This is a genomic window from Rhizobium yanglingense (genome assembly GCF_977109285.1).
The window spans coordinates 110,725-133,076 of the sequence record NZ_CDSAWY010000004.1 but is presented as its reverse complement, the minus strand read 5'-3'; the positions used below and the strand labels follow the sequence as shown (position 1 = coordinate 133,076).

General features: G+C 60.4%; 21 protein-coding genes. 2 read left to right on the top strand and 19 right to left on the bottom strand.

The genetic code is table 11. From position 1 onward, the window contains the following. Nucleotides 1–103: 103 nt before the first annotated feature. The 13 genes from glmS to pcsA form a co-directional block, all read right to left on the bottom strand. Complete coding sequence (glmS, locus tag ACW4PC_RS05500) at nucleotides 104–1,930, bottom strand: glutamine--fructose-6-phosphate transaminase (isomerizing) (RefSeq protein ID WP_455873097.1); 1,827 nt, start codon at nucleotides 1,928–1,930, stop codon at nucleotides 104–106. A gap of 94 nt (nucleotides 1,931–2,024) precedes the next feature. Continuing rightward, the gene (gene glmU, locus ACW4PC_RS05495; RefSeq protein ID WP_455873096.1) at nucleotides 2,025–3,389 is read right to left on the bottom strand and encodes a bifunctional UDP-N-acetylglucosamine diphosphorylase/glucosamine-1-phosphate N-acetyltransferase GlmU; all 1,365 of its coding nucleotides are present in this window, start codon (nucleotides 3,387–3,389) and stop codon (nucleotides 2,025–2,027) included. Between the two features lie 77 nt (nucleotides 3,390–3,466). After that, entirely contained in the window at nucleotides 3,467–4,219 is a 753-nt protein-coding gene (locus tag ACW4PC_RS05490; RefSeq protein ID WP_074068082.1) for a FadR/GntR family transcriptional regulator, read from the bottom strand. Between the two features lie 11 nt (nucleotides 4,220–4,230). After that, complete coding sequence (gene yjfF / locus ACW4PC_RS05485) at nucleotides 4,231–5,199, bottom strand: galactofuranose ABC transporter, permease protein YjfF (RefSeq protein ID WP_455873095.1); 969 nt, start codon at nucleotides 5,197–5,199, stop codon at nucleotides 4,231–4,233. After that, entirely contained in the window at nucleotides 5,196–6,212 is a 1,017-nt protein-coding gene (locus ACW4PC_RS05480) for an ABC transporter permease (RefSeq protein ID WP_455873094.1), read from the bottom strand. Before ACW4PC_RS05480 ends, yjfF begins: the two co-directional genes overlap by 4 nt. Beyond that, nucleotides 6,209–7,732: a galactofuranose ABC transporter, ATP-binding protein YtfR gene (gene ytfR / locus ACW4PC_RS05475; RefSeq protein ID WP_074068078.1), complete on the bottom strand. Its 1,524-nt coding sequence runs from the start codon at nucleotides 7,730–7,732 to the stop codon at nucleotides 6,209–6,211. The genes ACW4PC_RS05480 and ytfR overlap by 4 nt, the downstream gene beginning before the upstream one ends. A 117-nt stretch (nucleotides 7,733–7,849) precedes the next feature. Then, nucleotides 7,850–8,812, bottom strand: a complete 963-nt coding sequence (gene ytfQ, locus ACW4PC_RS05470) for a galactofuranose ABC transporter, galactofuranose-binding protein YtfQ (RefSeq protein ID WP_022715566.1) — start codon at nucleotides 8,810–8,812, stop codon at nucleotides 7,850–7,852. Between the two features lie 145 nt (nucleotides 8,813–8,957). Then, nucleotides 8,958–10,031 (bottom strand): BMP family ABC transporter substrate-binding protein, encoded by a 1,074-nt coding sequence (locus ACW4PC_RS05465; protein WP_455873093.1) that lies wholly within the window; start codon nucleotides 10,029–10,031, stop codon nucleotides 8,958–8,960. A gap of 48 nt (nucleotides 10,032–10,079) precedes the next feature. Continuing rightward, nucleotides 10,080–10,997: an ABC transporter permease gene (locus tag ACW4PC_RS05460; protein WP_455873092.1), complete on the bottom strand. Its 918-nt coding sequence runs from the start codon at nucleotides 10,995–10,997 to the stop codon at nucleotides 10,080–10,082. After that, nucleotides 10,994–12,091 (bottom strand): ABC transporter permease, encoded by a 1,098-nt coding sequence (locus tag ACW4PC_RS05455; RefSeq protein ID WP_455873091.1) that lies wholly within the window; start codon nucleotides 12,089–12,091, stop codon nucleotides 10,994–10,996. The genes ACW4PC_RS05460 and ACW4PC_RS05455 overlap by 4 nt, the downstream gene beginning before the upstream one ends. Then, nucleotides 12,081–13,646 carry an ABC transporter ATP-binding protein gene (locus ACW4PC_RS05450; protein ID WP_455873612.1) on the bottom strand — a complete coding sequence of 522 codons (1,566 nt, stop codon included), beginning with the start codon at nucleotides 13,644–13,646 and terminating at the stop codon, nucleotides 12,081–12,083. Before ACW4PC_RS05450 ends, ACW4PC_RS05455 begins: the two co-directional genes overlap by 11 nt. A gap of 52 nt (nucleotides 13,647–13,698) precedes the next feature. Next, on the bottom strand, nucleotides 13,699–14,679 hold the full coding sequence (locus tag ACW4PC_RS05445; RefSeq protein WP_455873090.1) for a quinone oxidoreductase family protein: 981 nt from the start codon (nucleotides 14,677–14,679) through the stop codon (nucleotides 13,699–13,701). A 9-nt stretch (nucleotides 14,680–14,688) separates the two neighbouring features. Continuing rightward, nucleotides 14,689–15,417 (bottom strand): phosphatidylcholine synthase, encoded by a 729-nt coding sequence (gene pcsA / locus ACW4PC_RS05440; protein ID WP_455873089.1) that lies wholly within the window; start codon nucleotides 15,415–15,417, stop codon nucleotides 14,689–14,691. 243 nt (nucleotides 15,418–15,660) lie between these two features. Between pcsA and ACW4PC_RS05435 the strand changes: the two genes are divergently transcribed. Continuing rightward, nucleotides 15,661–16,473 carry a ferredoxin--NADP reductase gene (locus tag ACW4PC_RS05435; protein ID WP_455873088.1) on the top strand — a complete coding sequence of 271 codons (813 nt, stop codon included), beginning with the start codon at nucleotides 15,661–15,663 and terminating at the stop codon, nucleotides 16,471–16,473. A 46-nt stretch (nucleotides 16,474–16,519) separates the two neighbouring features. Here the strand turns inward: ACW4PC_RS05435 and ACW4PC_RS05430 are convergent, their stop codons facing one another. After that, on the bottom strand, nucleotides 16,520–17,134 hold the full coding sequence (locus ACW4PC_RS05430) for a GntR family transcriptional regulator (protein ID WP_455873087.1): 615 nt from the start codon (nucleotides 17,132–17,134) through the stop codon (nucleotides 16,520–16,522). Nucleotides 17,135–17,229: 95 nt separating this feature from the next. Here ACW4PC_RS05430 and ACW4PC_RS05425 point away from each other — a divergent pair, with 95 nt between their 5' ends. Next, nucleotides 17,230–18,123: a dihydrodipicolinate synthase family protein gene (locus ACW4PC_RS05425; RefSeq protein WP_455873086.1), complete on the top strand. Its 894-nt coding sequence runs from the start codon at nucleotides 17,230–17,232 to the stop codon at nucleotides 18,121–18,123. A gap of 48 nt (nucleotides 18,124–18,171) precedes the next feature. Here ACW4PC_RS05425 and ACW4PC_RS05420 read toward each other — a convergent pair whose 3' ends face one another. The 5 genes from ACW4PC_RS05420 to ACW4PC_RS05400 all read right to left on the bottom strand — a co-directional run bounded on the left by ACW4PC_RS05420 (nucleotide 18,172) and on the right by ACW4PC_RS05400 (nucleotide 22,122). Continuing rightward, nucleotides 18,172–19,380, bottom strand: coding sequence for an ABC transporter permease (locus ACW4PC_RS05420; protein ID WP_455873085.1), 1,209 nt, complete (start codon nucleotides 19,378–19,380; stop codon nucleotides 18,172–18,174). Then, the gene (locus tag ACW4PC_RS05415; protein WP_455873084.1) at nucleotides 19,370–20,086 is read right to left on the bottom strand and encodes an ABC transporter ATP-binding protein; all 717 of its coding nucleotides are present in this window, start codon (nucleotides 20,084–20,086) and stop codon (nucleotides 19,370–19,372) included. The genes ACW4PC_RS05420 and ACW4PC_RS05415 overlap by 11 nt, the downstream gene beginning before the upstream one ends. Nucleotides 20,087–20,097: 11 nt before the next feature. Then, nucleotides 20,098–21,393 (bottom strand): efflux RND transporter periplasmic adaptor subunit, encoded by a 1,296-nt coding sequence (locus ACW4PC_RS05410; RefSeq protein ID WP_455873083.1) that lies wholly within the window; start codon nucleotides 21,391–21,393, stop codon nucleotides 20,098–20,100. Between the two features lie 145 nt (nucleotides 21,394–21,538). Next, on the bottom strand, nucleotides 21,539–21,913 hold the full coding sequence (locus ACW4PC_RS05405) for a GFA family protein (RefSeq protein WP_455873082.1): 375 nt from the start codon (nucleotides 21,911–21,913) through the stop codon (nucleotides 21,539–21,541). After that, a complete protein-coding gene (locus ACW4PC_RS05400; protein WP_455873081.1) occupies nucleotides 21,913–22,122 on the bottom strand; it encodes a hypothetical protein in 210 nt (69 codons plus the stop codon). Before ACW4PC_RS05400 ends, ACW4PC_RS05405 begins: the two co-directional genes overlap by 1 nt. Between the last annotated feature and the right edge of the window lie 230 nt (nucleotides 22,123–22,352).

The window sequence follows — 22,352 nt, the reverse complement described above, 5'->3', positions numbered from 1 at the left end:
CTCCCTTGAATCTACCGGCTGACGTGATCAGGCGCTCCCCCGCACCTGGAACGAAGCTGCCAGAATTCGGCCCCTTTCACAAGCCTTCCGGCGGCTTTCCGATTCACTCCACCGTGACAGATTTTGCAAGGTTTCGTGGCTGGTCGACATCCGTGCCCATGAAGACGGCGGTGTGGTAGGCGAGCAGTTGGATCGGCAGCGAGAAGATCATCGGCGCGATGATCTCAGGGACGTTCGGAAGCGCGATCGTCGCCATTGTCGGCAGCTTGGAGGCAGCAGCGCCTGCTTCGTCGGTGATGAATATGATCCGGCCGCCACGGGCTGCGACTTCCTGCATGTTCGAAACGGTCTTTTCGAAGAACCGGTCGTATGGCGCGATCACGATGACCGGCATGTTCTCGTCGATCAGCGCGATCGGCCCGTGCTTCAATTCGCCCGCCGCATACCCTTCCGCATGGATATAGGAAATTTCCTTGAGCTTCAGCGCACCTTCCATCGCCAGCGGGAAGCTGGTGCCGCGGCCGAGATAAAGCACGTCGCGGCACTTGGAGAGTTCGCGTGAGAGACTTTCCATCTGCGGCTGAACGAGGTTCAGCACACGGCTCATGATGCGCGGCATTTCGGCGAGTTGCCGGACGAGCCCCTTTTCCTCATCGGCGCTGACGGTGCCGCGCGCCTTGCCGGCACCGATCGCCAGAGACGCGAGGACGGCCAGCTGGCAGGTGAAGGCCTTGGTCGAAGCAACTCCGATTTCAGGACCAGCCATGATCGGGAAGACGGCATCGGATTCGCGCGCGATCGTCAACTCCTGCACATTGACCACGGCGCCGATCTTCAGGCCGTTGTCCTTGCAGTAGCGGAGCGAGGCCAGCGTGTCTGCGGTTTCGCCGGACTGCGAGATGAAGAGCGCCGCCTGCGACGGCTGCAGCGGCATTTCGCGATAGCGGAATTCCGAGGCGACATCGATCTCGACCGGCAGACGGGCATAGCGCTCGAACCAGTATTTGCCGATCAGACCGGCGAGATAGGCGGTGCCGCAGGCCGAGATTGCGAGGCCGCTGACTGTCTTGAAATCAATCTCCGACGCATTCGCACCAATCGTGTTCTCGGCAAAATTCATGTAGTGGCTGAGCGCGTGGGAGATGACCTCCGGCTGCTCATAGATTTCCTTCTCCATGAAGTGACGATGGTTACCCTTGTCGACGACATAGGCCGTCGCCTGCGATATCTGCCGCGGGCGATTTAGCGGGTTGCCGGAGAAATCGAGGATGGCCGCACCGTCGCGGGTGATGACCGCGCAGTCGCCGTCGACGAGATAGGTGATTTCGTTGGTGAAGGGCGAAAGAGCGATTGCATCCGAGCCCAAGAACATTTCGCCATTGCCGAAGCCGATAGCAAGCGGCGGGCCGGAGCGCGCTGCCAGCAACGTGCCCGGATCGCTCTGCAGCATAACGACGAGCGCATAGGCGCCCGTCACGCGGTTCAGCATCCTCAGCATGGCCGCGCGGGGCTCAAGCCCTTCGCGCACGTATTTCGCCATCAAGTGTGCGACGACTTCGGTGTCGGTCTGGCTTTCGAATACGGCACCTTCAGCGATGAGCTCGTCACGCAGGTCCGAGAAGTTTTCGATGATGCCGTTGTGGACGACCGCCACGCCCTCGACGAAGTGCGGGTGCGCATTGGTCTCGTTCGGAACGCCGTGCGTTGCCCAGCGCGTATGGGCGATGCCGGTCGTACCGGGCAGCGGCTCGACGTCGAGGCACTTCTCGAGATTGAAGAGTTTGCCCTCGGCGCGGCGACGGCTCATCACGCCCTCGTGGATCGTCGCGACGCCCGCCGAATCGTAACCTCGATATTCGAGCCGCTTCAGCGCATCAACCAAACGTTCCGCGACCGGCTGACTGCCGACGATCCCCACAATACCGCACATGAAAATGTCCCCAACGCTTCAAAATTACGAGCCAGTCCTAGCGATTTTCTGTTGTTTCTCAATCGGTCAGCCGGTCACTTTCGATTTCCGGCCGTTACTCAGTCTTGGCTTGCTTTGCGGCCTTGATCGCCTGCGCGCGCTCGCGGATCGCCTTGGCGCGCTCCGGCTTCACTTCCTGGCGCGCCCGGCCGAAAGCGAGCGCCTCGGCAGGGACATTGTGGGTGATGACGCTGCCCGACGCAATATAGGCACCGTCGCCAATGCTGACCGGAGCAACCAGCGCACTGTTGGAGCCGATGAAGGCGTTGGCGCCGATGCGGGTCTCGTGCTTATTCACGCCGTCATAATTGCAGGTGATCGTGCCCGCGCCGATATTGGCCCCGGCGCCGATGACCGCATCACCGATATAGGTCAGGTGGTTGACCTTGGCGCCCTCACCGATCTGCCCGTTCTTCACCTCGCAGAAGTTGCCAACCTTCGATCTCTCGCCGAGATCGGCGCCTGGCCGCAGGCGTGCAAAGGGACCGACCGTCGCACCGACGCTCACATGCGCGCCTTCGATATGGGAGAAAGCATGGATCACCGCGCCGCCGTCGATCACTGCGCCCGGACCGAAGACGACATTCGGCTCGATCAGCGCATCCTGGCCGATGACGGTGTCGTGCGACAGGAAAACCGTTTCGGGGGCGATCATCGTCACGCCGGAGATCATCAATTCGTGGCGGCGGCGCTCCTGCCAGAAACGCTCGATCGCCGCGAGTTCTGCCCTGTTGTTGCAGCCGGTCATTTCCACTTCCGGCGCATCGACGGCCGTTACCCGGCCGCCGAGCGAGCGGGCAATCTCGACGAGGTCCGTGAGATAGTATTCGCCTTTGGCGTTGCTGTTTTCAATGCGCGCAAGGAGATCGAGGGCCTTGCGGCCGTTGATCGCCATCAGGCCGCTATTGCACCATTTGACGGCGCGCTCCGCATCGGTCGCGTCCTTCTCCTCGCGGATCGCAATCAATTCGCCGTCCTTGACGAGTAACCGGCCGTAGCCCGTTGGCTTGCTCGTATGGAAGCCGATGACGACGATGTCGCTGCCCTCCGCCAGTCCCTGGCGCGCCGCCTTCAGCGGCCCCTCGGTCTGTAACGGGACATCGCCATACGTCACCAGGATATCGTCGTAGCCGCGGGCGATCGCTTCGCGTGCCGCAAGAACTGCATGTCCGGTTCCGAGGCGCTCTTTCTGCAAGTGTGCTTCGACCTCGACGCCGCCGATTCTGGCGGCATTCGAGACTTCGCCAGCATCACGCCCAACGACGAGAGCGACCGACGAAATGCCGGCCTTCGCCACCGCGTCCACAACATGTGCGATCATCGGCCGGTTGGCGACCGGATGCAGCACCTTCGATTTCGAGGATTTCATGCGTGTGCTGTCGCCGGCGGCAAGAATGACGGCAAGGCAGGTGCGTTCCATGGGACAGGCTCCGGGAATCCGTTGTTCAGCTCTGCCTCATAGCAGCAAGGCGAACCGGCGACAAAGATGAATTTGGATCAGGCGGAAACCTCGGAGAACGCCGCATAGGCGTCACGCACATGTTTGCGGCCTTCAACGATAACATCTTCCATCGCCTTGCGGGCGCCGGCAACGTCGCCGGCGACGATCGCATCGACAATGCGCATATGCGTGTCGGCAATGTTGGCGAAACCGTTCTGCGATGGCGGCGTGCTCAGGCGGAACATACCGACGAGGGCCGCCTCGATCAGACTTCCGAGCGTGCGCATGAATGGGTTGTGGGAAGCATCGGCGACGGCGAGATGGAATTTCAGGTCGGCGAGCGCAAGGCTCTCCGTCGTGTGGCCGGGCGCAGCCATATCGAGCGCCAATGCACGCAGCGTCGCGATGTCATCGGCGTTTGCACGTTCTGCCACAAGGCCCGCGGCAAAAGGTTCCACAGCAAGGCGGATGTCGTAGAGTTGCAGCAGGAATTCTTCGGTGACGCCGTGGTCGAAGTGCCAGGCGATGATCTCGCTGTCGAACATGTTCCAGAGGTTCTTCTCCGTCACACGCGTGCCGACGCGGGCCTTGGCAACAACCATGCCCTTGGCTGCAAGCGTCTTCATCGTTTCGCGAAGGACGGTGCGGGAGACCTTGAAGCGTTGCGCAAGCTCGACGTCACCGGGCAAAATCGAGCCGACCGGATAGGTTCCGGCGACGATGGCCTTGCCAAGCTCGTCCACGACCTGCGCGTGGCTCGTGCGGGTCTTCCGGCCGGTCCTTCGTGTCTCAAGCAAACGGTTGCGCAACAAGTCCTCCGTCAGGCGTACCTCTTGTTCAAACTGGACAAGAACAGGATGGCCTTTTGCATCAGGATAAACGCAAAGAGCAAAAGGCCGATCAGGATTTTCGTCCACCAGCTCGAGAGCGTCCCGTCGAAGGTGATGTATGTCTGAATAAGCCCCTGTATCAGGAGACCTATGAAGGTTCCTGCTACGAATCCTGCTCCCCCGGTCAGAAGAGTCCCCCCAATGACCACCGCCGCGATGGCGTCAAGCTCGACACCGACCGCCGCCAGGGAATATCCGGCAGACGTATAGAGCGAAAAAACGATTCCGGATAGGCCCGCCAAAAAGCCGGAGAGCGCGTAGATCCGGATGGTCGTCGGGCCGACCGGCACACCCATCAACTCCGCCGTCTGGACGCCACCGCCGAGCGCGTAGACATTTGCTCCGAAGCGGGTGCGATGCGCAATGAAGACCCCGGCGATGAAAACCAGCAGCATGACTCCGCCGACCAGCGTCAGGCGTCCGCCACCTGGCAGACGATAGTAAATTCCGGTCAGCGTCGAATAGTAATCGTGATCGATGGGGATACTGTCGATCGAAAGCACGTAGGACATGCCGCGCGCCAGGAACATGCCGGCAAGCGTCACGATGAAGGCCGGCATCTTCAGATAGTGGATTACCGCGCCCATCAGTCCACCGAAGGCAGTGGTGATGGCGAGAACCAACGCAAAGGCTGCCAGCGGATGAATCGAGGTGTCCCGCAGCACGACGGCAAGAAACACGCCGGTAAAGGCGATGACCGAGCCGATCGAAAGGTCGATACCGCCCGAGACGATGACGAAGGTCATGCCGACTGCGGCAATTCCCAAAAAAGCGTTGTCGGTCAGCAGATTGCCGGCGACGCGGGTCGAGAGCATGTTCGGGTACTGCAGCGCGCAGGCCGCATAGGAAAGGACGAAGATGACGATGGTTGCCAGGAGCGGCAGGTATTTCGAGTTCATTTCAACAGCTCCGCTCTGACTTCTGGCTTGCGGCTGAAGAAGACTGCGGCGGATTGCAGCGCAGGCGACTGGATGATGAGAATGATCAGGACGATCACGGCCTTGATGATCAGGTTGAATTCCGGAGGGAAACCGGACAGCAGGATGCCGGTATTGACCGCCTGGATGATCATCGCCCCGATCAGCGAGCCGAGAATGCTGAAGCGCCCGCCGAGGAGAGAATTACCGCCCACGACGACCGCAAGGATCGCATCGAGCTCCAGCCAGAGACCGGCATTGTTGGCATCAGCACCCTTGATGTCGGCGGCCACGATAACGCCCGCGATCGCCGCACAGAGCGCGCTCAGCATATAGACCGCCATCAATAGAACGGGCGTGCGAACCCCGGAGAGCGTGCTGGCACGGCGATTGATGCCGACCGATTCGATCAGCATGCCGAGTGCGGTTCGCCTGACGAGCAGGATCACCAACGCGCCGGCGATCAGCCAGATCACGACGGGCATCGGCAAAAAGGCGAAGGAGCCGCTGCCGAAGAATATCAGACCCGGATCATTAAAAGTCATGATCACGCCTTCGGTGATCAGTTGGGCGATGCCGCGTCCGGCGACCATCAGCACAAGCGTGGCGATGATCGGCTGGATATTCAGGATCGCCACCAAGAACCCGTTCCAAACGCCGCAAAGCAACCCGACGCAGAGCGTCGTGATCAGCGTGTAGGCCAGCGAATTGCCGGAGACGATCGACGATGCGGCAACAGCACCGCAGATCGCAATGACGGCGCCGACGGAAAGATCGATGCCCTTCGTCGCGATCACCAGCGTCATACCGATGGCGAGCAGTGCAACGGGGGCGCCGCGGTTCAGGACGTCGATCAAACTGCCATAGAGGCGGTCATTCTGAACGACGACATTAAAAAACTGCGGAAACATGATGAAATTTAACAAAAGAATGACGGCCAGCGCAATCAATTGCGGCGCCAGGCGTATGGCAAGCGCCTTCAGCGAGGAACTCATGCATCCTCCATTTTCTGTTCGGCCGCGACAATCGCGTCGATGATGTGGGATGCCGTCAAGCGGTCTCCAGCAAGCTCGGCAATGTGCTCGCGGTCGCGAAGGACGACGACGCGTGAACTATAGGCGACAAGCTCTTCCAATTCAGATGAAATCACGATCAGCGACATGCCCTTTGCACAAAGCTCCTCGATCAGCCGGATGATCTCCGCATGGGCACCGACGTCGATGCCGCGCGTCGGCTCGTCGAGGATCAGGAAATCAGGATTGGTGGCAAGCCAGCGCGCGAGGATGGCTTTCTGCTGGTTGCCCCCCGAAAGCAGCCGGATCGGTTTCTCACGGTCGGTCGTGCGGATATCGAGCGCCTTGATATATTGGTCCGCAAGAGCATTCTGTTCGCCGCGCGACAGCGGTCTTGCCCAGCCGCGGCGGGCCTGAAGCGCCAGCGCGATATTCTCGCGGATCGACAGATCGCCGATGATCCCGTCGGTCTTGCGGTCCTCCGGGCAGAAACCGAAGCCGTGCCGGATCGCAGCGCGCGGGCTCGACAGCGCCACAACCTTTCCATCGATCACCGCCCTGCCGCTGTCGGCGTGCTCTATGCCGAAGAAAAGTTCTGCCGTCTCGGTACGTCCGGAACCGAGCAGGCCGGCTATGCCGACGACTTCACCCACGCGAATGTCGAGATCGAAAGGCTTTACCTTGCCGCGCTTGCCATAGCCCTCGAAGCGATATTTGACGCTACCCGCAGCGGCCGTGCGTTCCTTTGCGGCCTCTTCCGTCTGCGCCAGTTCGCGGCCGAGCATCATCGGGATCAGCGCCTGCCGCGGCAGTTCCGCCACTTCCCGGGTGCCGACAAGCCTACCGTTGCGAAGCACAGTGATGCGGTCGCTGATCTCGTAAACCTGTTCAAGAAAGTGTGTAATAAAGACAATGCCTAATCCACGCTTCTTCAAGTCATTGATGACATTGAAGAGCATCGCGACTTCGTGCGTATCAAGGCTCGCGGTCGGCTCGTCGAGGATCAGAACCTTGCCTGAAAGATCGACTGCACGGGCAATGGCGATCACCTGCTGGACGGCGACGGAGAAGCGCTCGAGTTGTGCCGTGACATCGATGTCCAAGCCATATTGCGCCAGCAGCTCGCGCGCCATCCGGTTCATCGCGCGCGTATCGACCATGCCGAAACGGCGCGGCTGACGGCCAAGGAAAAGGTTCTCGGCGACGCTGAGATTCGGCAGGAGGTTCACCTCCTGATAGACGGTCCCGATGCCGAGCCTCTGTGCCGCCAGCGTATCGGCGGGATCGATCTCGCTGCCCTCGAGCGCAAGTCTTCCCTCGTCGCGGCGATAGGCGCCGGTCAGGCATTTTATGAGTGTGGATTTGCCGGCTCCGTTTTCGCCGAGCAGCGCATGGACTTCGCCCTTGCGAAGCGTGAAATCGACCTTGTCCAACGCCACGGCGCCGGGGAAGAATTTCGATATTCCGGACGCGACGAGAACGTTCTCGAAATCGTGAATCATGGCTCGATATTTTCCAGATATGACCGCTCATGCCCTCGCACTTGCCGGACATGGTGTCCCGCTCGCACGGGCAGCGCCGCACCGGTCCGTTAGGGACCGGTGCGGCAACAGTGTCAATTAGTAACCGAGGCCCTTTTTGGCTTCGTAGACCTTCATCGGATCATCAGCCGGCGTATAGAGCTTCGATTCCGTCTGGATCCACTTCGGCGGCTCCTTCTTGTCCTTCAGATAGGCGTCAAGCACATCGAATGCCGGGCCGGCCATGTTCGGCGTAAGCTCGACCGTCGCATTGGCTTCGCCTGCCGCCATCGCCTGGAAGATGTCCGGAACGGCGTCGATCGAGACGACGAGGATATCCTTGCCGGGCTTCAGGCCGGCTTCCTTGATCGCCTGAATGCCGCCGACGGCCATATCGTCGTTGTGGGCATAAAGCGCGCAGATGTCCTTGCCGCCGTTTTCAGCCTTCAGGAAGCTTTCCATGACTTCCTTGCCCTTGGCGCGGGTGAAGTCGCCGGTCTGGCTGCGGACGATCTTGAAGTTATCGTGGCCGGCAAGCGCCTCCTCGAAGCCCTTCTTGCGGGCAATCGCCGGCGAGGAGCCGGTGGTGCCTTGCAGTTCGACGATATTGCACTTCTTGTCGCCGGCATTCTTGACGAGCCACTCGCCCGCAACCTTGCCTTCATGGACTTGGTCGGAGGTCACAGCCGTCAGATAGAGATCATCCGGAGCCTTGATGGTACGGTCGAGCAGGATGACCGGGATTTCGGCTTCCTTGGCTTCCTTGAGGACATCGTCCCAGCCGGTTTCGACGACGGGAGCGAGAAAAATCGCGTTGACGCCTTGTGCAACGAAGGAGCGCAGCGCCTTGATCTGGTTCTCTTGCTTCTGCTGGGCATCGGAAAATTTCAGATCAACGCCGCGCTTCTCAGCTTCCTGCTTCGTCACCGTCGTCTCAGCGGCACGCCAGCCGGACTCCGAGCCGATCTGTGAAAAGCCCACGACAAGCTCCGCTGCAGATGCGGAACCGAACATGCAGGCAGCCAGAACCGTGGCACTCAAAAGTGCATTCTTCAATTTCATGATTGTCTCTCCCAAATGCCGCTCCTCGCGGCGCAGGAGAGAAAAAATCATATAGTATTACTTTTGTAAATTACTATTTTAGGATGGCTCGCAAAAAAAAGGCGCTCAGAGAGGGAGCGCCTTTTGCAACTGCGAAATGCAGCGATTATTGCGGCAGTTTGTCGTCGACGCCTTGGATGTAGAAGTTCATGCCGAGCAGCGTGCCATCATCGGCCTTTTCGCCATCCTTCAGCCAGGGCGTACCGTCCTGCTTGTTGATCGGGCCGGTGAAGGGATGCAGTTCGCCGGACTTGATCTTGGCCTCGGTTTCTTCGGCCATCTTCTTCACGTCGTCCGGCATGTTCGTGTAGGGCGCCATGGTCAAGATGCCGTCTTTCAGGCCGTCCCAGATCTGTTCAGACTTCCACGTGCCGTCGAGCAGAGCCTTCGTGCGCTTGGTATAGTAAGCGCCCCATGTGTCGACGATTGCCGTCAACTGGGTCTTCGGACCGGCCTTGATCATGTCCGACGCCTGACCGAAGGCCATGATGCCGCGTTCGGCAGCAACCTGCATCGGCGCCGTGGTGTCGGTGTGCTGTGTCAAGATGTCGACGCCCTGGTCGATCAGTGCCTTGGCGGCGTCGGCTTCCTTGCCCGGGTCGAACCAGGTGTTGGCCCATACGACTTTCAGCTTGAAGTCGGGATTGACGGACTTCGCGCCGAGTTCGAATGCGTTGATCCCCATCACCACTTCCGGAATCGGGAAGGAAGCGATGTAGCCGGCGAGGCCCTTCTTCGACATCTTGGCGGCGATCTGGCCCTGAATGTAGCGGCCCTCATAGAAGCGCGAATTGTAGGTCGCGACGTTTTCCGCTGCCTTGAAGCCCGTTGCGTGCTCAAACTTCACCTTCGGGAACTTCTGGGCGACCTTGACGGTGGCATCCATGAACCCGAACGAGGTGGTGAAGATCAGCGAGCAGCCGGAGCGGGCCATGCGCTCGATAGCGCGCTCGGCATCCGGGCCTTCCGGAACGCTTTCGAGGAAAGGTGTTTCGACCTTATCGCCGAATTCCTTTTCGACCTGCAGGCGGCCGTTTTCATGGGCTTGCGTCCAGCCGCCGTCCGTGCGGGTGCCGACATAGATGAAGCAGACCTTGGTCTTGTCTGCGGCTTGTGCGGCCGAGCCGACGCTGATGACAAGCGCAGCGGTTGCCGCAAGTGCGAGTGCTAGTTTCTTCATTTTAGCCCCTGTTGGTTTGGGAGTTTGAAACCCGTCTGTTGTTGTGCGTCACCGGTCAGGCACGAAAGCCTTGCCAAGCGATGCCGGCGTGTTGATCAACGTCGTGCGCCGATTATGAGAAATGATGATGAGAACGACAATAGTCGCGGCATAAGGCAGCATCGAAAGAAACTGCGACGGAATGCCGATCCCAAAGGCCTGCGCGTGAAGCTGACCGATCGAGACCGCACCGAATAGATAGCCTCCCGCAAGCACCCGCCACGGCCGCCAGGACGCAAAGACGACGAGCGCAAGCGCGATCCAGCCGCGCCCCGCCGCCATGTTCTCCACCCATTGCGGCGTATAGACGAGCGAAAGCTGCGCGCCGGCAAGCCCGGCACAGGCGCCGCCGAACATGACCGCCAGGTAGCGGGTACGAATGACATCGATCCCGAGCGCGTGTGCCGAACTGTGATTGTCGCCGATCGCCCGCAACTTCAGGCCCCTGCGGCTTTTGAAGAGAAACCAGTTGATGCCGATGACGAGCGCGATCGACAGGTAGAAAACCAGATCCTGATGAAAAAACACCGGTCCGATGAAGGGAATGTCGGAAAGATACGGAATGTAGACCTGCGGAACCTTGATACCGGGGATGCCGACATAGCTCTCGCCGAGCATCCCGGAGGCCCCAAGCCCGAGGATCGTCAGCGCAAGGCCGGTCGCGACCTGATTGGTTACCAGCGTCAGCGTCAGGAAGCCGAAGAGAAGCGAGAACACCGTGCCGGTCGCGATACCGGCCAGCAGGCCGATATAAGGCGATCCGGTGGCCTGGGCAGCCGCAAAGGCGCCGACGGCGCCCATGATCATCATACCCTCAACGCCTAGGTTCAAGACTCCGGCGCGCTCCGTCACAAGTTCGCCGAATGCAGCGATCACGAGGGGCGTGGCGGCCGTGATGACGGTCAGCAAGATGGCTTCGAAGATCATTGCGCCACCTTTCCGGTGACTGCCTGCGCCCGCGACCAGACGATCCTGATCCTGTAGAAGATCAGCGTGTCGCACGAGAGCACGAAAAACAGCAGGAGCCCCTGGAAGACGCGCGTCACCTTGTCGGACACCCCGATCGAGAGCTGTGCCGCCTCGCCGCCGAGATAGGTAAGCGCCAGAACTAGGCCGGAGGCAATGATGCCGAGGGGATTGAGGCGTCCGAGAAAGGCGACGATGATCGCCGTGAAGCCGTAGCCCGGCGAAATGGCCGGCTGCAGGTGGCCGATCGAACCAGACACTTCGGAAATGCCGGCGAGACCGGCAAGCGCGCCGGACAACAGAAAGCTGAACCAGATCATCCGCCTCGAGGAGAAGCCCGCAAAGCGCCCTGCCCGCTCAGACTGGCCGAGCACGACGACCTCGAAGCCCTTCAGCGTATAGCGCATCATAAACCAGACGAGGATCGCCGCGAGGATCGCGAAGATGAAGGCCCAGTGCGCGCGTCCCGACTCTTCCCAGATAGCCGGAAGGACCGCCTCCGGAGCAAAGTCGCGGGAAACGGGAAAATTGAAGCCCTTCGGATCGCGCCAGGCACCACGGATCAGCCAATCGAGGAAAAGCTGGGCGATATAGACCAGCATCAGCGAGGTCAGGATTTCATTGGTATTGAAGTGTGCCTTCAAGAGTGCCGGGATGGCGGCGAAGAGCGCGCCGCCGATGGCACCCATGATGAGCATCAGCGGCAGCACGAGCGGCGAATGCCAATCGTAGAAGACGATCGGCAGGATCGACCCTGCGATCGCGCCGATGGTGAACTGGCCCTCGGCACCAATATTCCAGTTGTTCGAGCGGTAGCAAACCGAAAGGCCGACCGCGATCAGGATGAGCGGCGCGGCCTTGATCGCCAGTTCGTGCAGCGACCAGACTTCAAGCAAGGGTTCGACGAAGAAGGCGTTCAGCGCCCCGACCGGATCCTTGCCGAGCAGAGCGAACATGATGCTGCCTGCAACCAGCGTCAGCACCAGTGCCAGGAGCGGCGAAACGAACCCGAAGAGTTTCGAGACCTGTGGCCGTTTTTCCAGTTCAATGCGCATCGGCGGTCTCCGCGGCACGCCCGCTTTCATGCAGACCGCCCATCAGGATACCGATCTGCTCGCGGGTCAGTTCACCGGCCGGGAACGGCGGCGAAAGACGCCCTTCCGAGATGACGGCGATATCGGTTGCGACTTCGAATATCTCATCAAGGTCCTGACTGATGACGACGACGGCAGAGCCGGCGCGTGCGAGATCGACGAGCGCCTGACGAATGTGGCTCGCAGCCCCCGCGTCGACGCCCCAGGTCGGCTGATTGACGACGAGGACCGCCGGCTGGCGGTCGAGCTCCCGGCCGACGATGAACTTCTGGAGATTGCCGCCGGACAACGCCCCTGCGACGGGATCCTCACCACTCTTGCGGACGTCCATGTTTTCCGAAATGCGTTTTGCCGCACTCCTCACCGCTCCGCGCCGGATGACCTTGAGAAAGCCGCCGCCAAGGAACGCCTTGCGGTCCGACTGGCTGCGCGCGAGCACCACATTATCCGAAAGCTTCATGGCCGAAACTGCGGCGTGGCCGTGGCGCTCTTCCGGGACGAAGCCCGCACCGAGCAGGCGGCGGGCGGTGATGCCCTGCGTGCCGACAGGCTTCCTGCGGATCATGATCGCCTCAGGCTGCGCCACCGGATATTCGCCGGACAATGCGTCGAAAAGCTCGCCCTGCCCGTTTCCGGCGACACCGGCAATCGCCAGGATTTCGCCGGAGCGGACCGCAAGCGACACATCCCTTAGCGGTGTGGCAAAGGGCGTGCGCGGAGCGACTGAAAGACTTGTTACTGCAAGCTGAACGTCCCCAACATTGCCGCGATCGGGATGGCTCACGCTCGGCACGTGGGAGCCGACCATCATTCTGGCGAGGGAGCCGGGAGTCTCCCGCTTCGGATCGCAGGCGCCGGTAACCCTGCCGTGGCGAAGCACGGTTGCGCGATCGCAAATGCGCTGCACCTCCTCGAGGCGATGGCTGATATAGAGCACAGAGCGGCCCTCCGCCTTCAGCTTGAAAAGCGTTTCGAAGAGTTTGTCGGCCTCCTGAGGCGTCAGAACCGAGGTCGGCTCGTCGAGGATGATCAGCTTCGGATTTTGCAGCAACGCGCGGACGATTTCGATGCGCTGACGCTCCCCGACGGAAAGGTCGGCCACATGGGCGTGCGGATCGAGCGGCAGCCCGTAAGCGCGCGACAATGCCCTCGCCTCTTCGGCGATCCGGCCGATCGGAATCTTGTCATCGAGGGAGAGCGCGATGTTTTCGGCGACCGTCAGGGCTTCGAAGAGCGAAAAATGCTGGAAGACCATGCCGATGCCGAGCTTGCGGGCTTCTCCAGGCGCGCCAACCGCAACCGGCTTTCCCTCCCAGAGGATATCGCCGGCCGTCGGCTCCAAAACGCCGAACAGCATCTTCACCAGCGTGGACTTGCCTGCGCCGTTCTCTCCGAGAAGCGCGTGGATCTCGCCTGGAGCGATATCGAGATCGATTTCGTTGCAGGCGGTAAAGCTACCGAAGAGCTTCGTCAGTTTCTGGACCGACAGTAACGCACCGGACGGCAGCGCATTCAATGACGACACGTTCCCCTCATTTCCCTCTGCCGACCTGTCCGTTCCGGATCGTTTATGGGATCAGCAGCGTAGTTCCCGTAGTTCTTCTTGTTTCTAGATCCGTGTGAGCCCGTCCCACCTCACGCAACGGATAGGTTTGGTTGATATTGATACGCACTTTGCTGCTTAGCACAATATCAAATAGCGCGTTTGCACAGGCGGTCAGTTCATCGCGCGTGGCAATGTAGGTGAAAAGCGTCGGCCTCGTTGCATATAGCGAGCCCCGCTGCGCCAGCATCGCCATCGTGAAATTCTCAATAGCGCCAGAGGATTGACCGAAAGAGACAAACATGCCGCGCGGCTTCAGGCAGTCGAGCGATTGCGGGAATGTATCACGGCCGATCGAGTCATAGACGACGTCCACGCCCTTGCCGCCGGTGACCTCACGAACGCGGTCGAGGAAGTTTTCCGTCCTGTAGTTGATGACGTGATCGTAGCCATGCTCGAGCGCGAGCTTCACCTTGTCTTCCGAGCCGGCGGTACCGATCACGGTAGCGCCCAGCGCCTTTGCCCATTGCCCTGCGATGAGGCCGACGCCGCCGGCGGCAGCATGGAAAAGCAGAACCGTCTCAGGACCGACCTTGAATGTCCGGTTCAGCAGATATTCGGCGGTCATGCCCTTCAGCATCATCGCGGCTGCTGTTTCCAGGCTGATCGCGTCGGGCACCTTGACGAGGTGCTTGGCCTCGACATTCCGCTCGACGCTGTAGGCGCCGTCGGCACCGGCATAGGCAACCCGGTCACCGACTGCGAAATCGTTGACGCCAGGTCCGATCGCCGTCACCGTGCCTGCCGCTTCCTTCCCGGCGATGAACGGCAGATGCGCCGCCTTATAAGTTCCATCGCGGAAATACACGTCGATGAAATTGAGCCCTATTGCAGCGTGCCTAATCTGGACCTCGTCGGCAGATGGCGGCGGCAAATCGACATCGACATACTCAAGAACTTCAGGACCGCCATTGCGGCTGAAAGCAATCGCCTGCGTCTTTGTCATAACCGCCTCCTATTCGCTGCGTCCCAACGCCGGGAAGAACTGCAGGACGGCGCCGATGCAATAAAGATAAACACCGCTGATCACGAAGAGAATAATGGCCCATTGCGGCATGCTGAAGTGCATAAGCAGCGAATACATGCCGAGCGCCGACCAGAAGAAGAAAACGCCGAGATTGATGAACCGCAGACGCTGGACGCGCACCGGATGCAGGAAATTGATTGGCAGGAAGGTAAGGATCACCGAGACGATCACCACCGTCAGGGCTGTCGTAGCGCTTGCGTCGATGACGAAGAGCGTAAAGACGATCATATTCCAGACGACCGGAAAACCGGAGAAGAAATACTCCTCGGTCTTCATTCCCATATCGGCATAGTAGATGGCGCTCGACACAACAATCATGCCGGCGGCGGCAAAAGACCAGGGTTCACCGATCATGCCGCTCTGGTATAGTGCGAAAGCCGGCAAAAGCACGTAGGTCACATAATCGATGATATTGTCGAGCGTGTCGCCCGACCAGTTGGGCAGCACCTCCTTCACTCGCACCTTACGGGCGATGGGACCGTCGATGCCGTCGACGAGCAGAGCAAGGCCCAACCACCAGAACATGTCGATGAAGCGGTGTTCGGCGGCGGCGACCACACCCAGAAACGCGAGGAAAGAGCCGGACGCCGTCAAAATATGGACGGAAAAGGCGCGTATCTCTGCATAAGGAACGCGCTTGTAGTTGAAAATCTTCATGTTTCCCCGTACCGCCTGCCGCCGCTTAAACCTGTCGGCAGCGTTTTGGCCTAATATGCATCCTTTGCCCCGCTTCGCCAGCGTAAAAGCAACAAGATCACGCAGGCATTGATACATGACAATGATACGCATATTTCCTACTGATAGCGTCGCGGAGAATGGAATGCCTTTAATTTCCGGCGTATTTGTAATATCTGCCTCGCATCAGACCGATCATGCGACGAATACGGGATCCGATACCGAATGAACGCTCCAGCAAAGACCGAAGATTTCGCCTCCGCCGTTCCGGCAAATGTCTATGCCGAAACGGTGCTGAGCGTCACGCACTATACGGACCGGCTCTTCCGCTTCACGATGACCCGGCCGCAGGGTTTCCGTTTCCGTTCCGGCGAGTTCGCGATGATCGGCCTCATGGTTGATGGCAAGCCGATTTTTCGTGCCTACTCCATTGCAAGCCCAGCCTGGGCCGAAGAACTCGAATTCTTCTCGATCAAGGTGCCGGACGGCCCGCTCACATCGCATCTCCAGGGCATCAAGCCGGGCGACCAGGTTCTGATGCGCAAGAAGCCGACGGGTACGCTGGTGCTCGACGCGTTGACGCCCGGCAAGCGGCTTTACATGTTCTCGACCGGAACGGGCATCGCGCCCTTCGCAAGCCTTATCCGCGACCCCGATACCTACGAGAAGTACGAGGAAGTGATCCTCACCCACACGACGCGCGAGGTCGCGGAACTGAAATACGGCTTCGATCTGATAGAAGAGATCCGGAACGACGAACTGCTGAGCGAGATCGTCGGCGACAAACTGCGTCACTATGCGACGGTCACCCGCGAGGATTTCGAATATCGCGGTCGCATCACCGACCTGATCTCCTCCGGTAAGCTCTTTACCGATCTTGGCGTTCCGCCGCTCGACCCGGCAATCGACCGCGGCATGATCTGCGGCTCTTCCGCCATGTTGAAGGACACTAAGGAACTGCTCGAAAAGGCAGGCTTTGAAGAAGGCGCCAACAGCAAGCCGGCCGAGTTCGTCATCGAACGCGCCTTCGTCGGCTGACGGTTTTTGGATTATTGATCGAACGGCTCCGGAGACGGGGCCGTTTTCATTTGTGGCTGAGATAGTCGATCAAGGCCGCCATTGCCTGCCGCGATTCTTCCACCTTGCCCTGCTGGATGGCGCGAATAACCGTGACGTGCAGCTTGATCGAGCGGTCCATCCGGTCCGGAGTGGCCGTCGAATACCAAAGACGGCGTGAATGTGTCTGCACAGGCCCGAGCGCCGCGGTGATGTACGTATTCGGGCAAGCCTCCTCGAGAAGCTCGTCGAATGCCTTGTCGGCAGCGAAGAAGGCGGCAAGATCGCCATTGACCGCGCAATTGGTCATTGTGCGGGCGCAGTCTATCAGCGCCCCCCGCTGCTCGTCCGTCGCATGCCTCGCGACCAGCGACGCAGCAATAGGCTCCAGTTCCCTGCGCACCTGCATGACATTGGCATGATCGTCCGGTTTGATCTCCGCCACCTGCAGCCCGACCCGCGGCCTGACGATGATGAGCCCCTGCCAGGCAAGCTTCTGTATCGCCTCGCGCACCGGCGTACGGCCGTGACCGGCAATATCGATCAGCTGCTTTTCGGTCACCAGCGCGCCCGGCTTCAACACCAGCGTCACAATCGCGTGTTCAAGTGCGAGATAGGCCAGATGGCTCTGTGAACTCTGCATTCGATAGTCCATACTTCATTCTGATATATCAGATATTGACACGACGGAAATCAGATGGCAAGCTGCTGTGATATATCAGAGTCAAGGAGACGAACATGTGGCGCGGCGTATTTCCTGCAGTAACGACGAAATTCACTGAGAGCGGCGAGCTAGATCTTGCCGAAATGGAACGCTGCTTCGGGCTCCAGGCCGATGCAGGTGTCGATGGCATCATCGTCTGCGGCTCGCTGGGCGAGAACATGACGCTCGAGCCGGAAGAGAAGCTGGAAATCCTGAATGTAGCGCGCTCGGCTGCGGGTTCGAGGCCAGTCCTGATGACGGTCTGCGAAAGCTCGACAAAGCGCGGCGCCGCTGCAGCCAAGGCCGCAGCAAAGGCCGGTGCGAGCGGCTTCATGGTCTTGCCAGGCGTGCCCTACAAATCCGCTCCGGAAGAGACGCTGACGCATGTCCAGACGATTGCCGCAGCCGGTGGCCTGCCGATCATGGTCTACAACAATCCGGTCGCCTATGGCGTAGACGTCACGATCCCGATGTTCGAAGAGCTGGCGAAGAACGATCTCGTCGTCGCCATGAAGGAATCGACCGACGATATCCGCCGCGTGACGGACGTCTTCAATGCCTTCGGCGAACGCTTCGATGTGTTTACCGGCGTCGACAACCTGGCGCTCGAAAGCCTGTTGATGGGGGCGCACGGCTGGGTCGCCGGTCTCGTCGTCGCCTTCCCGAAGGAAACGATCGCAATCTATAAGCTCGTTCAGGCGGGCCGCCTCGATGAAGCGCGCGCCATCTACCGCTGGTTCCGGCCGCTGCTCGACCTGGACGTCTCGACCTTCCTCGTCCAGAACATCAAGCTTGCGGAAGTCTACGCCATCCAGTCGAACGACCGCGTCCGCGCCCCTCGCCTGCCGCTTTCCGGCGAACAGCGCCTGCGCGTCGTTGACGTGATCGAAAAGGCGCTTTCAAACCGCCCGGAACTGCCGAAGTTCTGATCAATCGGCACACGGAGTGTAACAAGGCCGGGCATCACCCGGCCTTGTTCATTCGTGCCGTAAGGCCTCGATCGGATTCAGCTGCGCTGCCCTTCGCGCCGGGAAATAGCCGAAGATCATGCCGATTGCGGCCGAGAAGACGAAGGCGACGGCGATCATCAGCGGGCTGACGACGAAGGGAACTTTCAAGAGCGTCACGGCGGTGAAGCCGATGCCTAATCCGAATACGATGCCCGTGATGCCGCCGAAGAGCGACAGCGCAACCGCCTCGACCAGGAACTGCAACAGTACCTGCGTCTCCAATGCGCCGATCGCAAGCCGGATGCCGATCTCCCGCGTGCGTTCAGTGACCGACACTAGCATGATGTTCATGATGCCGATCCCGCCGACCAGAAGGCTGATTGCGGCGACAGCGCCAAGCAAGCCCGTAAGCAATGTCGTCGTACCCGTCATGGCTTCGGCGATCTGCGTCATGTCGTTGACGTTGAAATCGTCTTCGCGGCCCGGCACGATCTTGCGGCGCTCGCGCAGCAGGTTCTCGATCTCCGTCTGAACCTTGGAGGTCGAAACGCCATCGCGGGCCGAAATGACGATCATCTGGACATTGGCGTTGGCCCTGCCGCCGATCCGGCGCTGATAGATCTTCACGGGCATGATCACGACATCGTCCTGGTCAGTGCCCATGCCCGATTGCCCGCGCTTCGCCAGCACGCCGATGACGCCGCAGGACACCTTGCCCACGCGAATCTGCTGCCCTGTCGGATTGGCCGCGCCGAAAAGCTGCGATCGGACCGTCTCGCCGAGGATGCAGCGGGCGCGGCCGCGCTCTTCGACCGCCTCGAATGTGCGGCCGAGGGCAATGTCCCAGTCCTGCGCGATAAAATAGTCGTTGGTCGTGCCCATGACGGTAGTCGAATGACTCTGGCCACCGTAGATCGCCGTCGCCGTCGTCTGGTTGAGCGGCGCGACTGCACGTAGGCCAGTTAGCTGATCGCGGATCGCATCGACGTCCTTAACGGTGAACCGTCTCGCCTCGGAGCTCGCGCGCCCCGGACCGAACTGGCCGGGACGCACGAAGAGCATGTTGGTCCCGAGCCGCGAGAGCTCTGTGGAGACCTGCTCTGTGGTGCCGTTGCCGATCGTCACCAAGGCGATGACGGCGGCAACGCCGATGACGACGCCGAGCACGGTGAGGAAGGAACGCAGGATGTTGCGGCTAATGGCACGCAGCGCGAGTTTCAGTGTTTCAAGAAACATGATCCGCCTCGCCCTGATGCGCGACCTCGGCTTCGAGCTTTCCATCGACGAAACGGAGGATGCGCTCTGCATAGGCCGCAATGTCGGGTTCATGCGTGACCATGACGATGGTGATGCCCTGCTCCCGGTTCAGCCGCGTCATCAGATCCATGATCTCGGCGCTGGTTTTCGTGTCGAGATTGCCGGTCGGCTCGTCGGCAAGCAGCAGGGCTGGTTCGGTGACGATCGCGCGCGCGATTGCCACGCGCTGCTGCTGGCCACCGGAAAGCTCCTGCGTCTTATGGTGCTCGCGCCCCGTCAGTCCGACCAAGCCAAGCGCTTGCTTGGCGCGCCGGTGGCGCTCGCCCGCTGCGACACCGCGGTAGATCAGCGGCAACTCTACATTCTCGACCGCCGATGTCCGCGCGAGAAGATTGAACCCCTGGAAAACGAAGCCCAGCATATGGCGTCTGAGCAGCGTCAGCTGACTGCGACCGAAACCGGTCGTGGAAATGCCCTGGAAGACGTAGTCGCCGGCGCTCGGAACATCGAGGCAGCCGAGGATATTCATTGCCGTCGACTTGCCTGAACCCGACGGCCCCATGATCGCAACAAATTCATGGGTGCCGATCCGTAGATCGACATGGTCGAGCGCGCGGATCGCCGCCTCGCCGTGACCATAGATCTTCGATACCTGCCTGAATTCGAGAAGCGGCGGACTGATCATCGTTCGCCCGCCTATTGCGTCCGTGTCGTCGCGTCGGTCACAAGCGCATCGCCTTCCTTGAGTTCACCGGCCGTGACCTGTGTGAACTGACCGTCCGAGGAACCAACCTGGATGACGAGAGGCACCTGGCGGCCTTCGCGCAACACCCAGATGCGCCGTTTGGCGCCGGTGAGCACTTCACTGCGGTTGCCGCCGGAGCGAGGTCCCATGCGCGGCGGGCGGAAAAGACCGAAGATGCCGCGGCTGCCGCGCGATTCGGCTTCTGGCGGCGCATAGCGCAACGCAGCGTTCGGCACCATCAGGGTATCCTTGACGGCCTCGACGGTGATATCCGCCGTTGCCGTCATACCCGGGCGCAGCAGGAGATCAGCGTTGTCGACCGAAAGCACGGCCTTGTAGGTGACGACATTGTTGGTCGTCTCGGAGGCGAAACGGATCTGCTCGATCTCGGCGGGAAAGGACTTGTTCGGATAGGCGTCGACCGTGAAGGTTGCCTTCTGCCCGACGCCAATCTGGCCGACATCGGCCTCGTCCACATCGACCTGCAGTTCCATCTTCCTGAGATCGCCGGCGATGGTGAAGAGAACCGGCGCCGAAAGCGACGCGGCGACGGTGGCACCCGGATCGACAGAGCGGGTCAGGATAACGCCGTCAACCGGCGAAACGATCCTGGCCTTGGCAAGGTTGACCTCGGCGAGCCGCAGGTCGGCCTCGGCAGAGAGCACTTCCGCCTCGTTGATCTGCTTCGTGGCTGCGGCGGACTCGTATTTGTAGGTCGCATCGTCAAGGCTCTGCTGCGTCGAGACGCTGCCTCTGACGAGGCTCCTCAAGCGCTCTAGCGAAACCTGCGCCGACAGCAGATCTGCATTCGCCTTCAGCACATTCGCCTTGGCCGAATCGAGCTTCGCGCGCGAGCTCTTCACATCGGCCTCCAGTTTGTTCGTATCGAGAACTGCCAGCACCTCGCCGGATTTGACCTCGCTGTTGTAGTCGACATTGACGTCGCGCACGGTGCCGGAAAGTTCACTCGATATGTCGACCTGCTCCGTCGGCTGCACCGAGCCGGTCGCCGTCACGAGAACCGTCAGGTCGCCGCGCTTTGCCGGCTGCGTCGCATAGCTGTATCCGTTGCCGCCGCGGCCGTTGTAAAAATAGGCACCGGTCCCAGCGACCGCGATCAATGCTGCAGCGGCGATAAGGCGGCCGCGCCAGCGGCGGCCCTTGCCGCGCTTGGCGGAGGCCGCCAGGACGGCAGCAAGATCGGTATTGGCTGCTGCAGCCTTCCTGCCGGTTCCGGAATCGTCCATAAAACCCTCAAGTCAAAAATAGGAGCGCCTGCTCCCTTTACCATCCAAATAGTCATAACGAAGATGAACCGGAAATTAGCGTTAGGGGCGCATTCGCACGGAATGACGAAAAAGTGCAATTAAATCTTGGTAATGAAAGTCCGCTTTAGCCGGCATCTTCCTGATACTGGTCGGTCCCCTGCAGCGGATGCAACCAGCTTTCGCGGCGTTTGATCCACACCTCGTAGAGCGGCTCGATTTCCATCGGCGCCTCATCGAGAGATCCAAGCCGGAGCTCCGCCTCCTTCTCGGTAAGACAAAACAGCCGACCGCCGCATGCCGGACAGAAGCTGCGGCCTTCATATGTCGCGACCGAACCGGAATGCGCGAATGCCGCGAGCGGCCATACGGCGAACGTGACGAAGGCCGAGCCGCTCTCTTTCCGGCAGTCCGCACAGTGGCATAGCCCGGCACGAAGCGGCTCGCCCTTCACTTCATATCTGACGGCGCCGCAAAGGCAGCCCCCAGTGCGCATTCTCATCAGGCGTCGAAATCCAGGGGCAGCCTCGGCGGCTTGCGCTTGGCGGCCATCAGGAGATCGAGTTCGGTCGCCGACGGTCCGAATTTTTCATAGAGCCGCTTGGCCTCCTTTTCATCCAAACGGTATTTCCGGGCGAATTCGCTTATGCTGTAAGGCCGGCCGCGCAACACCCTGCGCGTCGGCACCGTCTGATTGGCAGATTCGGCCATGGCAACCTCCTTTATACAACCCGGAAGTTAGGGCGCTCAGGGCTGTTGGGAAGCTTACTGAAGCCCGAAAAACGACAGACTAAAGGCTCGAATCGTCGAGAAAGGTGCCATGCCCTCCGCGGCGCATAACGAAACACTCGGCGTCAGTTGGTGTGGGAGACTCCTTCTAATGATGCCTCGGATCGAAACGCATGCGGTGGATATTTACCGGCTATTATCCTTACCGGTTC